Genomic DNA, 14,652 nt, shown 5'->3' on the forward strand with positions numbered 1-14,652 from the left:
AGCTGATCCTGTACATATACAGGCCACATGATTGGGCGGTTCTTCCTGCCCTACGGCGATCCTTGCTGGCAAGGACAGATGAAAATTCCTCTACCGTCATGCCGGACTCAGCAAAATCCATCATCGAACCAACCAAGGAACGTACCATTTTATACAAGAAAGCATTTCCGCAAATGGTATAGGTCAAGAGTTCCCCACCCCAGCGATCTGTTTCCATCTTCCAGTAGGATTCATAGATATCACGCCACTTACTGGAAGACACATCCCCGCTTGCGGTAAATGTCGTAAAATCATGTGTTCCCTGAATGCAGGAAGCATACCCGTTAAGCAGATCAAGAGAAGGGAATTGCTTCACCTTTGCTACCAAGCTTTGGTCGAAGGCTGTCATATCCTTCTCTCTCTTGAAGTAGTAGCGGTACATGCGTGCCATTGCAGTAAAACGGGCATGAAATGTGCTGTCAGCCTCACTGCTTTCCAGAATTCTGATATCCTGAGGAAGGAGTCTATTCAGGGCCAGAGCAAACTTTTCCGCTCTGACTTTCTGGTTCTGTATATCCATATGACAGACTTGCCCAAGCGCATGCACCCCACTGTCTGTTCTTCCACTTCCGATAATTTCCACATCTTCCCCAATCATGGTCTTTACCGCTTCTTCCAGAACCTGGACAACGGTGAGGGCATTATGCTGCCGTTGCCAACCACTGTAGTGGGAACCATGATATGAGACCGTCAGGCGGATACGCCGGCGGGATGGATCTATCTGTTGCAAAGGGGGGCGTCTCCAATCAGTTCGTGGCATCACCAGCTCCTAGAAGAACCACCATTGCAATGGCAACAGGATTGTCATGACTGATGGAGAGCATTGCAGTCCTCTTTCCAACCAATGCCTGAACGTTTCCTTTGAAACGTAGTTCTGGCTTCCCGGAAGCTGCTCTCTCGACCCAGATATCCTGCAATGAAATATGCGCAAGACCGGTTCCAAGGGCTTTCCCAAGAGCTTCCTTTGCAGCAAATCGACCTGCAAGGAATTCAGCCTGGACACCCTCTGCCATCATCTTCGCCTCTTCAAGCTCCCTGGGATGAAACATCCTGGACTTCACATGTTCTGAGAGTCTTTCCATCCGTTGAATATTCACCACATCGACACCAATACCACTGACCATCAGAGATCGCTCCCTTCACCAAAGAGAATCCGATAGTATTGGGGCTCTGCCTGCAGTGCAATGCCTGCACTCTCAAAAACATCTTCTTCGTATCTGAGGACTACCGGAGCGGTGGCAATACCAGCCTCATCAACTGATGAGAAGTCCAGACTGGCTTCAATGGATTCTGGATTGATGAGATAAATGATATCCTCATTTCCCTGGATACTCACTTCAATTGAGGCTGGAACCAGACTCTCCGCCTCCAAGGAGGTGGGGAGGTGAACTTCGATTGGGATGGAAACCACCCTCGCTCCCATGGTGGAGAATTGGATGAAGGCATACACCAACACAGCAAAAACCAAGGACAAGACCTTGGCTGGCCAGTTGTAAAGTGCTCCTTGCAGATACTTATTCAGCTTCATCACTACCCGTCTCCTGTAACAAATCCTCTGGGGTTATATCATGATAACTGAAGAGGGCCAACAGCATTCGTTTGATGGTACCTGTGTCGAGGTCGTAATATAGGTTTGCATTATAGGTCATGCTGATAGCCCCTGTTTCCTCACTGACAATCAATACAACAGCATCCGATTCCTCTGCCAAACCAAGAGCGGCCCGATGTCGTGTGCCAAAACTTTTCTTGATGTCTGTTTGCTCACTGAGGGGAAGATAGCACCCTGCAGCGAGTATTCTTCCGCCTTGTACAACCATCGCCCCGTCATGCAACGGGGTGTCATGGTCGAATACGGTAAGAATCAAACTGGTGGACAGGTCGGCATTGAGCCTTGTCCCACTGTCGGTGATGTTCTTGATCCCCAGACGACGGGGAAACACAATCAAGGCACCTCTTCGTTTGTTCACCAGCACATTGCATGCGTTGAGAATTGAATCAATCTGATCACTACTGGTGGTCTGGGTACCGATGCGGAACAACCTGCTTCGGCCACTCCAGAGCTGGGTAAAGGAACGCCTAAGCTCGGGCTGATAAACGATACAGATAAAAATGGTTGCAGGGATGGATATGTACCGGAAAAACCAGAGCAAAACATCCAGCTTGAGGATATAACTCACTGCATAGAACGCAAACATTACCACCAAGACTTTCACCAGCTGCTGGGCTTTCGTCTGGGCTATGGTTACATAGAATCGATAGAACAACCATGCAAGGAAACCGACCTGCAAAGCAGGACGGAGCAATGAAATCATGGATTGCAATGCATCGCCAACCACCAACAACTGCTACTCCTTCTCCTCGCACTCCCAATCCAGGGTGCGATTCACCGCTTTCTTCCAGAATTGGACTTTCTGTTCGCGTTCTTCCTCGCTCATATTCGCTTCCCACCGTTTGCCTTCCTTCCAGTAGGCAGACAGCTCATCAAAATCTTTCCAAACCCCAACAGACAACCCTGCTGCATAGGCAGCACCGAGTGCCGTGGTCTCCACGATCAAGGGCCTGATAACCGGAACACCCAACAGGTCAGCCTGAAATTCCATCAACGGCTTGCTGTTTGTCATTCCCCCATCAACCTTCAAACTGGGCATTACGATGTGGCTGTCCCTTTCCATGGCCTTATAGATATCATGGACCTGGAATGCTGTTGCCTCCAGAATGGCCCTGCATAGATGAGCACGATTGACATACCCGGTCAAACCGGCGATAACGCCTCGTGCATCCGACCTCCAATAGGGTGCGAACAATCCACTGAATGCTGGAACGATGTATACTCCGCCGCAGTCTGACACACTGCAGGCCAGCTTGTCCAGCTCCTGGGGATTTTCCACCAGTTTCAGATTGTCACGCGCCCATTGGACCAAGGAACCAGCCACTGCAATGGAACCTTCCAAGGCGTATACGGGACGGTGGTCACCAAGCTGGTAGGCAACCGTGGTAAGCAGTCCCTGGGTACTCTTGATAATCTTCTCTCCGGTGTTTACCAGAAGGAAGCCACCGGTGCCGTAGGTGCTTTTCCCCAAGCCCTCTGTGAAACACGCCTGCCCGAAGAGAGCGGCCTGCTGGTCACCCAGGATTCCGCAGACAGGAACCTCTGCCCTGAGGGGACCACTGGGTGTGGTTGTTCCATAGATCATTCCACTTGAAGGTACAATCGTTGGAAGTGCTTGCTTGGGCACATCGAACAGCTCAAGCAGCTCATCATCCCAGGTACACGATTCAATATTCATCAGGAGATAGCGACTGGCATTGGACACATCGGTAACAATTGCCTTCCCACCGGTCAGATTCCAGGTCAACCATGTATCGATTGTTCCAAATACAGCCTCACCTTTCTCTGCAGCATCACGTAGGCCTTCAACATTCTCCAACAACCAGGCAATCTTTGATGCGGCAAAATAGGGGCTGAAGATCAATCCGCTGCGATCCTGAAGGTAGTTTGCTTCAACCTCTTCCTTCAGGCGGTTAATCAAATCCGATCCCCTAAGATCCTGCCAGACAATGGCATTGTGCCAGACTTTTCCTGTCTTGGGATTCCAAGCGATGACTGTCTCTCTCTGGTTGGTAATCCCAATACCTTCTATATCGCTTCCTTTTAGATTAATCTCTTTGAGTGCTTTGCTGATGCATTCACAGCTGTTGTCCCAGATTTCCCAAGGATCATGCTCCACCCAACCGGGTTTTACGAAAATCTGCTCATGCTCCAACTGATACGAGGAGACAATGCTTCCACTCTGATCGAAAATGATAAATCGGGTACTCGTAGTCCCTTGATCCAAAGCTCCAATGTAACGCACAGCGCACCTCCTTACCAAAGCAGTATAGCCGTTCCCACCGCTTTTTTAAAGGTAAAAAGCAGACAATGGAATCTTCATTTCCCCTATCGTGATGCCTCCTGTCCATGATATACTCATCCTTATGAAACTCAAAGATATTATTGCATGTGTAGATGGACAGCTTATCTGTGGCGAGTCCCATCTTGAAGATGAGATTGCACGAGGATTTGCCAGTGACTTGATGAGTGATGTGTTGACCATTCTTGAGGATGACATCCTCCTGATTACAGGACTCTCAAACAACCAGGCAATCAGAACAGCCGAGATGAGCGACATCAAGAACATTCTCTTGGTAAGGAACAAGAAACCAAGCCAAAACATGATTGATATGGCACAGGAGCTGAACATCTCTCTCTCCTATACCTCCTACTCACTGTTCAAGGCCAGTGCCTTGCTCTTTCAAAAAGGATTGAAACCGGTATATTGAGATGCATCAAGAGTATACCGTACCAGCCCAGGATTTCTCAGTAGCCGGAGTTGCATCAAGCAACTTCAAGAGGTTACTTAAACAGTTGAACCTTCCTCCAAAGGTAATCAAGCGAATCATTGTTGCTGTCTTCGAGGCTGAGGTCAATGTCATTGCCCACTCCTATGGGGGCAGGATTGTCTGTGAGCTGGGTGAGGATACCATAACCGTAGAAGTCATCGATACTGGTCCAGGTATACCCAATCTTGACCTTGCCATGAAGGAAGGTTGGTCTACCGCTACCGAAGAGATATTGGAGCTTGGATATGGAGCTGGTATGGGATTGCCGAATATCAAGAAGAACTGTGACAGGCTCTCAATCAGGACAAAGGCAGGAGAACATACCCACATCACCATGGGATTCGACCTGAAGGAGGAGCCATGAGCGACCAGATATTCCATCATGCAATCAGGGTCATCACCTCCTCCTGCAAGGGGTGCACCCATTGCATGAAACGTTGTCCCACCCAGGCAATCCGCATAAACCATGGAAAAGCAGAGATCAATGGGAATCTCTGCATTGACTGTGGCCAATGCATGGCAGTGTGTCCCAATGATGCCATCAAGGTTGAGCAAGATCCTTTCAACCAGCTGGACGATTACCTCGTCCGTGTTGCGATCATTCCTGCTGTTTTCTTTGCCCAATTCCCAGACACCATCACCCTCGGTGAAATCCTCGGCGCACTCTATGCCATTGGTTTTACCCATATCTATCTTGCTGAGACCGGCGTAGATATCCTAAACGTCCTGAATGCAGAGGAGAAAGCTCCTGAGTTACCCCTGATAAGCAACTTTTGCCCAGCAGTACAACGCTTGATTCAGATCCGATTCCCCCTCTTGGTGGACAACCTGAGCAGACTTCGCCCACCTGCCCAGGTGACGGCAATCTTCGCAAGAAGTGAACTCTCATCTGCATCAGCAGACCTTGGGATATTCTATTTCACCCCGTGTGCAGCAAAGATTGCCCAATTCAATACCGAAGGTTCAGAAGAGAACAGGTTATTTGACGGCATCATCAACATCGATACCGCATACAACCTGGTCAGTACCTATCTTGCAAAACATGACCAAGTTCAGGAAGGCAGTCTAACTTTTGCCCTTTGCACCAAGCAGGCGCTACTCTGGAGCTTGGTAAAAGGCCAGATTCCCTCACACGAGGGGCGAACCCTCGCTGTCGATGAGATGCATAATGTCATTGAGTTCCTGGAAATCCTCGAAGAAGAAGAACAGACAAACCTGCAGTTTCTTGAATTGGATGCTTGCGCAGAAGGGTGTGTTGGAGGGATTCTCACCGTAAGAAACCGATTCCTCGCCTCAGAACGGCTCAAGTACTATTCCCAACGGCTACCAGAGGTGCTTGATGAGGTGCTTATAAAGCGTATCCAAGATCAAAGGAAAGCGTTCCAAAACAACCTCCGGTTGCCCCCTTTTGAGCCAACCATGGCCATGGGTCTCGATACAGATCGCTCCAGAGCGCTCTATAAGCTCCAAAAGGTAGCAGACATTCTGAAGGTGCTACCCGGTATCGACTGCGGGCTCTGCGGAAGTCCTACCTGCAAGAGTCTTGCTGAGGATATTGCACGGGGACAGGCAAGTCTAAAACAGTGTGTAGTCCTCAAACTGAGAAATGCGCAATCCTCTTCCTCTCTTTCCAGAATCTGGGGTGATCCTGCTAGAGAGGAAGGCGTATAGAGGGACGGTCAAGAATAGGGTGTTTCTCTTTCTCTGTCTCCAGCAATTGAGCCCCACTGAGTACTACATAGGAGTCCTCTTCCTTTGCAGCACGGAGCAAGGCTTTCGCTCCTTCGTTGAGTTGCTTACTATCCAACTGCAGAAGATGCTGGCGTCTCATCGCCCTGAACTCATCACTGATATGGTAGAGCAAACGTCTGAAGGCAAGGATGGAATCCTGACTGGGAGAAAGGGGTCTCAGTTCACTGCCGATGGTCGCAATCAGGGCATTCTCAATATGTCCGGAATCAATATCAATTTGGGCATATCTGTTGAGAATCTGGATAAAATCACGATAGCTGCCGGCAATTCGGGGATCCCTATAGGTGGAGAATACACAAATCTCTTCCATGACATCAGCATTTGCAGCAACCCCATAGGCACCACCCTGACCCCTGATGACTTCCCACAGATCATTGCCCGTCATGATATTTGCAAGGAGAATCTGTGCGGCCTGCAAAACGGTTCCCCGCTTCTCAGTTCGCATGGCCCACGCTGCATAACTAACGGTTGCGGGAAGTCGATAGAGCTGGACCTCATGGATGGACCCCTTACTTACTTCGTTGTAGGAGCGTGGTATTGGTTGCACCGCTCCCAGATCAGCAAATGCTTCAGTGAATGCTTCATATACGGGAACGAGCTCTTGGACCAACTCTTCATCACAACTAAGATGCAGCAATAATCTCCTGCGGTTGGAAAGCTTTTTCTGCAACTGTTCCAATTCCTGGGCAATGGAAGGAAGGTCCTTCTCTTCTATCGATTCCAGGAAAAACCACTGGTGGAGACCTGAGAGTTGCTCACCTTCCCACTGGATGGGAGAGAAGACGCTTGCAGCGCAGAGACTTGCAAAACTGTGGGCACTATAGGTCACACTATCAGCAAAATCAGTCCTGAAATTATTCAGCACCAGCTTCAACTGCTTCAAATCCCCCACATTCGCACCAGAGAGCAGCTGCTGGATGAACTCCATTGCAGGCACAAAATCTTCTTTGAGCGTCTTGACCCTGCACAGCAACGTCAAGACGTCGTTGTTGTTGCAAGCACTACCCAATTCACCATAGACATTGAAATCACCCGTGAGGTGTTTCAGTCTGGTCGCTACCTGAGCATAGGAGAGTTTCCCAAGACCAGTGGTCTGGAGTATCCGGGTGTACAATGGCAACAGGATCAGCTCACGCTCGCTGAGGTCTTCCACATTGAATGCAAAGTCTGCGTAGACTATCTGGTTGCAAAACTGTGGTCGTATAAAGAGTGGTTGTCCTGCACAATCCACCTCTTGGTGGGTATTGGGACGAATATTGGAAGGCAGGTCCTCTAAATGAAGGCGTGGGATGGTAGCCAATGCCTCTGGGGTATCTCCTTCCAACTCAAACTGCAGGAAACGCTGATTCTGATCTTGCAGAAGCTTGATCTCTTTCTTATCCAGGGACTCAGTGATCTGTGTTGCATATCGCGCAATGGCATCCGTTTGCCTCTTCTGATGTTCTCCATCGGGTTTCACGGTAACCAGGCAACGGTGTGGATTATCCAGAAGATGACGCTTGATCCATTTCTCAAAGTAACGAGGATCCTTGTGCAGTTCCTTCTCAAGTGCCTCAAGCGGTTTCCCCGATTCTATCGTCGCACAGGGGGAGAGGTCATAGAGCCACCCTCGGAGGCTTCTATTGAGTGCCCTTAGCCCATTGGGAATACCTCCAGGTATTTCCAGTTGTTTGAAGCGAATCCTTTTCAGGGATGAGGCGACCATTTCCGGTTCCAGGCCCTCTTTCACAATGGTCTGCAAGGCCTTCAGGATACAAGCCTTTGCTTCCTCCGCCAAATCCGGGTTGATGCCTTTAAAGCCAACCAGGAACGGCATCTGCCTGAAGTCCGCACTCATCCCGCTCTCAGGAGAGATGTCTATTCCCAACCCGCTATCAAGGAGTGCCTTATACAAGGGTGCAGCTTGGTTACCAAGCAAGAGGTCTACCAGCGTGGAAAGGGTGATGACCTGCAAAGGGTCGGTGACATCAGTAGTTGCCCAGGACAGCACCACCGAGGCACTTTCCTTTGTCTGCCCTTCTTCCATGGGACTGGTAAGGGTTACACTCCTTTCCATTTTCCAAGGCTCAGATGTTGGACAGAGACTGTTAACTTTAAGAGACCCACGCGTCTTTAGGTATTCCTCATCAAGGAATGAGAGATACTCCCCTACCTCCAGGTCACCATACAAGAAGAGCTTACAGTTTGATGGATGATAAAACTGGCTATAGAATGACCTGAACTGCTGGTAATCCAGACGGACAATCTGCTCTGGGTTACCTCCGGACTCAAAGGAGTATGGGGTATCAGGAAAGAGGGAGCGGATGCTGCCCTTGCCGACAATTGAATCATGGTCGGCACTATCACCCAGCATCTCGTTGTAGACCACTCCCTCGAAGTGGCAACTCTCCTCGTCACAAACAAGGCGTACACCTTCCTGCCAGAAAGTTTCTTCACGAAGCAATGGAGCAAAAACAGCATCAGTGTATACATGGAAAAGGTTCTCAAAATCCTTCTTCAAGGGACTTGCCCCAGGATACAGAGTCTTGTCCGGGTAGGTCATGGCGTTCATGAAGGTATTGGTACTGCCCTTGAGCAGGGTCATGAATGGGTCTCTCACCGGATAGCGTTGGCTTCCTGCCAACACACTGTGTTCCAGGATATGGGCGATACCGCAATCATTGTTGGGAAGCGTCCGGAAAACATAGCTGAAGAAACGCTCCCTATCAGAATTGATAAGCTGAAAGACCTCCATATTGGTCTCGATATGCCGGAACAGGTATCCGGTTCCCTCATACTCATCAAGCTGGGTAATCTCCACCAGCTGGAAGCCCGCGAGCTCATCCCCTAAGGCCCATTGCCGTTGTATCATGCTCATTCGCTCCTATATAAGGTGGACACTACCACGAGTTCTGATGATTGACAACCCTAGCCTCAAGCTCTACCGTTCACCTATGCATACCATAGGACCACATACCAGTATTGCCGGCGGTGTACAAAACGCAGTCATCCAGGCTTCCAGTCTTGGAGCCAATGCTTTCGGGATGTTCACCAAGAACCAACGGCAATGGAAATCCAAAGAATTGGAGACGGAAACCATAGAACTGTTCAAGTCTACCATGGCGGAGTTAGGTTTCACAGCACAACAGGTGCTGGTACACGATAGTTATCTTATCAATCTAGGCAATCCAGACCCTGAAAAACGAAAGAAGAGCCTGGAGGCTTTTATCGATGAACTGAGACGGGTCGAGCAACTGGGATTGAGCCTTCTCAACTTCCATCCCGGCTCACACTTGGGACTCGTCGATACCAAGGAGAGCCTCTCACTGGTTGCCCAGAGCATCGACATAGCCCTCAGTGAAACCGAACATGCTATTGCAGTCATTGAGAACACTGCAGGACAGGGCACAAATCTGGGCTCGTCCTTTGAAGAGCTTGCATATCTCTTTGAACAATGTAGAGAAAAAGAACGTATCGGTTTCTGCATCGACACCTGCCATGCCCATGCTGCAGGTTATTCCATGGGAAGCCCCGATGAGTTCGATGCTGCAATGGACCAGTTCGATTCCCTTATTGGCCTATCCCACCTCAAGGGAATGCACTTAAACGATGCAAAGAGCAGTGCCGGCAGTCATCTTGACCGACATGCAAGCCTTGGAATGGGAAGCATTGGATGGGCCACCTTTGAACATATTGCAAGCGATTCACGCTTTGAGAACATGCCTCTCATCCTTGAGACTGTGGACAGTACGCTCTGGAAGGATGAGGTTTCCCATCTCCGTTTTGGAGGAAAACGATGAAGCAGGTATTTGAGAGACCCATGCTGTTCGGACACAGGGGTTCCCCAGTTGACCATCCTGAGAATACACTCGCCAGCTTTGCAGACTGCTTGGAACACCACATTGATGGAATAGAGATGGATGTACAACGTTGTAAAAGCGGAGAGTTGGTCGTAATCCACGACTATGACCTACAGCGGGTGGCAGGCCACCCTGGCAAGGTGGCAGAACTCACATACCAAGAGTTGAAGGAGATTGACATCGGTAATGGAGAACATGTCCCCCTGCTCTCTGATGTTTTTGCCCTGGGCGGTACTGACCTCTACTATGATATTGAGATCAAGGCCCCTGATACCAAGAACCTTGGACTGGAGCGGCTTCTGCTTGAGCAGATTCGCCAATCCGGACTGGAATCCCTTTGCCTCGTCAGTTCATTCAATCCTTTCAGCTTGCTCAGATTCAAGCACATAAGCAAGAAAGCCATTCCCACTGCCCTTATCTATGGAGATGAATCTGGGGTACCCAAAATACTCCGACACGGTTTTGGCAGGCATATCACCCACCCCTCCTATCTGAAACCATCAAAGGAGCAGATCAGGGAAGCAAAATCCTTCGGCTACCAGCTCTGCGCTTGGACAGTCGATGATAGAGAGGAAGCCAAATCTCTTCTTGCTCAAGGGGTAATGGGGATCATCAGCAACAACCCAAAAGCACTGAAGGACTTGTTCAACGTTTGAACAACCAGGCACTCTGCAGGTAGGCAGCGATGGAACCAAAACGGGAGAAAGCAACACGTTGAGCCTCTTCACGACTCTCACCCGATCCTACTGCCTCCACCGAGAGGGTATCGAAGAGCAGGGATCCAGTTTCAAGATCATACAGACCGACATTCCCACTGGCCACCACCACAGAGCGGTCCCTCACCTGCTGTTCGCTCACCACACCTACACTTCCAAGGAAAGCCAGGTCCGCCTCTCCCTGCAGAGCAGAGAGTTGATCTTCGATATCTGCTTGCTTGAGATCAATCTCCTCCACTATGATATCATCAAGACTCAGCTCCTGGTTGAATACCTGTAGCGCTTGTGTTCCATTGCCGAGAGATCCTTCCTGAGAAAACTCTTGTATTTCTGAAAGAATACTTTTGCCGGAGACGGTAGAGGTGAGCGTATAGGGAAACGTAATGGAAATAGCAGAGACTGCCTCCTTGATGCTTGCAACCTGATCCTCTGAGAGAGTTTTCTCCAGTTGAGCGATGGTTGACTCCAGATCCAGGGAAAAGACAATCTGGCCATCCTTCACCAGGCCTTGGTTATAGGGAACAAACAGAAAATATCCATCGCTGGCAGTATTGAACTGCAAAAAATCAGAGTAGGTTTCAGAGAGGCTGTTTCTTGCTTGGAATGTCGCATTGATGGAGGCATTGAGCACCTTGGGGGAGAGCAATCGACTCTTTCTTCGTAGGTATACAGTGACTCTCGCCTCTTCTTCCACTTGGTTACGGAGACTGAATCTCAGTGATTCAATGAAGGAAATTGCTTTATCAACAAGCGTATCAGTTTCAAACTTCCGCTCACTGACTGGTCCTTCTGCTGACAACATGGCAGCTTGCAAATACTGTTTGATCGCTCCGGTATCATCATTTGATCGATAGGCTTGGTCAGCTTTTTCCAGGATTGCTTCAATGGCTTGTTCCCGTTCAATCATCTGGTTGTAGACACTGGTGCGTCTTCCACTGAGCAAGGCTTCATCCATTCGTGCAAGTAGATAGACTTCGAAACCAGCTCTTCCTTCGCTGACGGTAAATTCACTTGCGATGGTCAAATTGAAATCTGCTATGGCATTGGTGGTGGTAAGTTCACGATAATACATGTCATACACATCCTCACCTACGTATGTGGAGATTTGGTCCAAAATGGATTCGTATGCCAACAATCGTGCATTATAATTAACTGGAGCTGTTCCTTTACCCACAAAGGCAACCTCCCCACTTCGCTGCTGAGGTGAGTATATCCAAGAAGGGAGCCCCTCTACCTGCGCTCTTACCAAGGAAGAGAGCGAGGAACAGGAGGCAAGCATCAAACTCAAAAAGAGCACAAGACAGGCTTTCAGGCAGAGTCGTTTCATAGTGTATAAGTGTACGCGGTTGTGAGCTTGAGGAAAAGCCCTTGTTCGAGAAGTGCTGCATTGCTTGCAGCAACCCGATTCCCCACTGAGAGTGAAAGCGCCCAATTTGTGAGGGAATACGTGAGACCCAATTCGCCGGATGCCTGATAAAACAATTCTTCTCTGGATAAATCGTATCCGGAAGAAAACAAGACTGAAGCATCAAGGGAGAGGCTACGAACCAGAGGGTTCCGTGCTGAAGAGAACTGGCTGAGTGGAAGCTTTGCGGAGAGCCCTACACTGCCATAGATACGGCTTGCCCCTGATGCACCAAGACCAAATTGGACAGCGTATGGATGCATGGGAAGAGGCCATGTATGGATAAGATCAAGAGAGGGATCCATATCCTTGTTGAGTGAAAGAGAGAGTGATACACTCTTATTCCCACTCTCCCTTAGTCCCATACCCAAGAAGAGTGGTTTCCCTGAAAGCTGGGAGAGTAACAACACACCTTCTTCCTCAGCGACTTCACTCACCACCACTACTCCCTGCTCTCTCTCCCTTGCATCCAAAACAGTGAATCTATCTCCCTCTGCATACAGAGAATTTTCAATCTTTGCCCCATATCCACGACCAGAGAAAGAGGTCAATCTCAGATCAGGCAAGGATGCAAACAGGGAAAGGCCATCGTGGTTGAGTGCTGTAACAAGACGCTTCTCATACCCACTGGCTTCGCCTAGGAGTCTATAAGTAAGTTGTCTCTCCCCGTAGGAAAGGGAGAGCACATACTCTCCCATCTCATCTTCTTCCAGAACAGCACTCAGCTCACCTTCTTTGTCCAACCGCTCCACAAGAGCTTCCTCAAGTGCACGTTGCACTCCTTCTACCACCTCCTGTGGCACAGTTGCATCATGACTGAAGACAAGCTGCGCCGAGGAGAGAGGAGAGAGGATAAGGACAAGGAACATGAGAGAGAGTGCGAGCCTCATGTTGAAGCCCCAACCTCTATGATCTTCAGGATCAGGCGAGCAGCATCCTCCATTGCGGGCAGGGCAGCCCACTCAAACTGGGAGTGAAGATTATGTCCGCCGGTAAAGATGTTCGGGCAGGGAATATTTCTCTCGTTTGCCATGCGTGCACCATCGGTACCACCCCTGATCAGGGCTTGTTCAAGCTTGAATCCCAGTTCATCCCCTGCCTTCAGGAGATTCTCCATGGCAAACGGTTTATTCTTTGCAACCAGTGCCATGTTGTAGTAGATGTGCTTTGCATCAACAGAGACTGTCCCATTTGGATAGAGAGCCTCTGTAGCTGCAGCGAGCTGCTTGATCGCCTCAATTCTTCGGTCGAGTATCTCCAAGTCAAAATCCCGAAGGTACAAGGTGAGGTCAACCTCGGTGTTCGTACCGCTCATGCTCTGTGCGCAGTAGTAACCATACCGTTCATCGGTGGCCTCCGGGCTCTCTGCCTGAGGCAGAGCATTGACGAAGAAGGCAGCCATGGTCAGTGCGTTGACGAGTCGTCCCCTGGCAGCGCCAAAGTGGTAGCTCACCCCGCTGAAATGGACACGTACCGTTGCAGCATTGAAACACTCACTTTCAATCTCATACCGTTTCCCACCATCAATGGTATAGCAGTAGTCACAGCTGATCTTATCGTAGGGGAACGTATCCATCCCAGCGCCGGTTTCCTCATCGCTGGTGAAGATGAACTCCACCACCCCATGCTTGATCTCAGGATGGCTGAGCAGATACTCTGCTGCGCTCATGATCTCAGCCACGCCGGCCTTGTCGTCACTGCCAAGGAGTGTATTGCCATCGGTTACAATGACCGTCTCTCCCTTGTAACGCAACAGTTCAGGGTTGTCTTCAACCTTGAGGGTATGTTCCTCGTTGAGGGGTATGTCTTTCCCATCATAGGAGGCGATGACTCTGGGTTTAACGCCATTGCCCGGCACATCATCTGCTGTATCGACATGGGCCATGAAGGCCACGGTGGGTACATCATGGTCGATGTTGGAGGGAAGCCTTCCTATAACCACTCCATGTTCATCAACCTGGATATCCTCGATTCCCAGGTCGCGCAACTCCTGTTCCAGCAACCTGAGCAGGTCCCATTGTCCATCAGTGGAGGGGTGTTTTTCTCCTACTTTCTTGTCATCACTCATGGTATCTATGACTGCATATCGTAAAAATCTGTTCAGTATAGAGTCTGCAAATGTATTGGGCATTGATCTCTCCTTCATTGTGAGTATTCCAATGCCCAGTATTTCACAAAGTAGACTTGCAGGCAACCAAATCCACACTATTTAGATGGTGAAGTCATAGCTCTTCAACATCGGCTTGATCATATCCACCACATTATAGAGTGCAAAAACACAGATGATGATCCCTGTGACAACCGGTCCACGCTTCAACGTTTTTCCCACAGAAATGACACTGGCTGTCATGGCGCTGGAGAGTTCTGGCTCCGTTGTCACCGTCTTCAGCCAGTCCCCAAAGGCTTCATCGGGAGTTCCCCCGAATTGGTAGTACCTCCAGATGGACATGACCGTTGTGGAAACAACTCCACTGGCAATTGCAATGGCAGTTGCCGCTGAGATTTTCCCCCAGAAGACCGT

14 protein-coding genes and 1 pseudogene are annotated in these 14,652 nt (G+C 49.5%); 5 read left to right on the plus strand and 10 right to left on the minus strand.

Translation table 11 applies throughout. The features are described from left to right. The 5 genes from truA to glpK form a co-directional block, all read right to left on the minus strand. A partial coding sequence (truA, locus tag JF818_RS10680; protein WP_198892000.1) for a tRNA pseudouridine(38-40) synthase TruA occupies nt 1-799 on the minus strand: 799 nt, incomplete at its 3' end. Further along, nucleotides 786-1,163, minus strand: coding sequence for a holo-ACP synthase (gene acpS, locus JF818_RS10685; protein WP_198892001.1), 378 nt, complete (start codon nt 1,161-1,163; stop codon nt 786-788). The genes acpS and truA, both read right to left, overlap by 14 nt. Further along, a complete protein-coding gene (locus JF818_RS10690; RefSeq protein ID WP_198892002.1) occupies nt 1,163-1,567 on the minus strand; it encodes a hypothetical protein in 405 nt (134 codons plus the stop codon). The genes acpS and JF818_RS10690 overlap by 1 nt, the downstream gene beginning before the upstream one ends. Further along, a complete protein-coding gene (cdaA, locus tag JF818_RS10695) occupies nt 1,554-2,375 on the minus strand; it encodes a diadenylate cyclase CdaA (RefSeq protein ID WP_198892013.1) in 822 nt (273 codons plus the stop codon). The genes JF818_RS10690 and cdaA overlap by 14 nt, the downstream gene beginning before the upstream one ends. 9 nt (nt 2,376-2,384) lie before the next feature. Further along, nucleotides 2,385-3,893 (minus strand): glycerol kinase GlpK, encoded by a 1,509-nt coding sequence (gene glpK / locus JF818_RS10700; protein WP_198892003.1) that lies wholly within the window; start codon nt 3,891-3,893, stop codon nt 2,385-2,387. A 121-nt stretch (nt 3,894-4,014) separates the two neighbouring features. On the opposite strand from glpK, the gene JF818_RS10705 reads away from it, so the two are divergent. The 3 genes from JF818_RS10705 to JF818_RS10715 are packed head-to-tail and all read left to right on the plus strand — an operon-like array spanning nt 4,015 to nt 6,090. Continuing rightward, the gene (locus JF818_RS10705) at nt 4,015-4,359 is read left to right on the plus strand and encodes a DRTGG domain-containing protein (protein WP_198892004.1); all 345 of its coding nucleotides are present in this window, start codon (nt 4,015-4,017) and stop codon (nt 4,357-4,359) included. Nucleotide 4,360: 1 nt separating this feature from the next. Further along, on the plus strand, nt 4,361-4,783 hold the full coding sequence (locus JF818_RS10710) for an ATP-binding protein (RefSeq protein WP_198892005.1): 423 nt from the start codon (nt 4,361-4,363) through the stop codon (nt 4,781-4,783). Next, nucleotides 4,780-6,090: a [Fe-Fe] hydrogenase large subunit C-terminal domain-containing protein gene (locus JF818_RS10715; protein WP_198892006.1), complete on the plus strand. Its 1,311-nt coding sequence runs from the start codon at nt 4,780-4,782 to the stop codon at nt 6,088-6,090. Before JF818_RS10710 ends, JF818_RS10715 begins: the two co-directional genes overlap by 4 nt. Here the strand turns inward: JF818_RS10715 and JF818_RS10720 are convergent. After that, entirely contained in the window at nt 6,071-9,022 is a 2,952-nt protein-coding gene (locus JF818_RS10720) for an insulinase family protein (RefSeq protein ID WP_198892007.1), read from the minus strand. The genes JF818_RS10715 and JF818_RS10720 overlap by 20 nt on opposite strands. Nucleotides 9,023-9,104: 82 nt before the next feature. On the opposite strand from JF818_RS10720, the gene nfo reads away from it, so the two are divergent. Further along, entirely contained in the window at nt 9,105-9,950 is an 846-nt protein-coding gene (gene nfo / locus JF818_RS10725) for a deoxyribonuclease IV (RefSeq protein ID WP_198892008.1), read from the plus strand. Beyond that, nucleotides 9,947-10,666: a glycerophosphodiester phosphodiesterase family protein gene (locus JF818_RS10730; protein ID WP_198892009.1), complete on the plus strand. Its 720-nt coding sequence runs from the start codon at nt 9,947-9,949 to the stop codon at nt 10,664-10,666. The genes nfo and JF818_RS10730 overlap by 4 nt, the downstream gene beginning before the upstream one ends. Here JF818_RS10730 and JF818_RS10735 read toward each other — a convergent pair. The 4 genes and pseudogenes from JF818_RS10735 to JF818_RS10750 all read right to left on the minus strand — a co-directional run. Further along, entirely contained in the window at nt 10,656-12,053 is a 1,398-nt protein-coding gene (locus JF818_RS10735) for a hypothetical protein (protein ID WP_198892010.1), read from the minus strand. The genes JF818_RS10730 and JF818_RS10735 overlap by 11 nt on opposite strands. Next, nucleotides 12,050-13,021, minus strand: a complete 972-nt coding sequence (locus JF818_RS10740; protein ID WP_198892011.1) for a hypothetical protein — start codon at nt 13,019-13,021, stop codon at nt 12,050-12,052. Before JF818_RS10740 ends, JF818_RS10735 begins: the two co-directional genes overlap by 4 nt. Continuing rightward, nucleotides 13,018-14,262, minus strand: a complete 1,245-nt coding sequence (gene pepT / locus JF818_RS10745; RefSeq protein WP_198892012.1) for a peptidase T — start codon at nt 14,260-14,262, stop codon at nt 13,018-13,020. The genes JF818_RS10740 and pepT overlap by 4 nt, the downstream gene beginning before the upstream one ends. Before the next feature lie 78 nt (nt 14,263-14,340). Further along, nucleotides 14,341-14,652: pseudogene (locus JF818_RS10750) on the minus strand (hypothetical protein); the annotation flags it as partial.

This window comes from Sphaerochaeta sp. S2, from assembly GCF_016406725.1.
In the GTDB taxonomy this organism is placed as follows: domain Bacteria; phylum Spirochaetota; class Spirochaetia; order Sphaerochaetales; family Sphaerochaetaceae; genus Sphaerochaeta.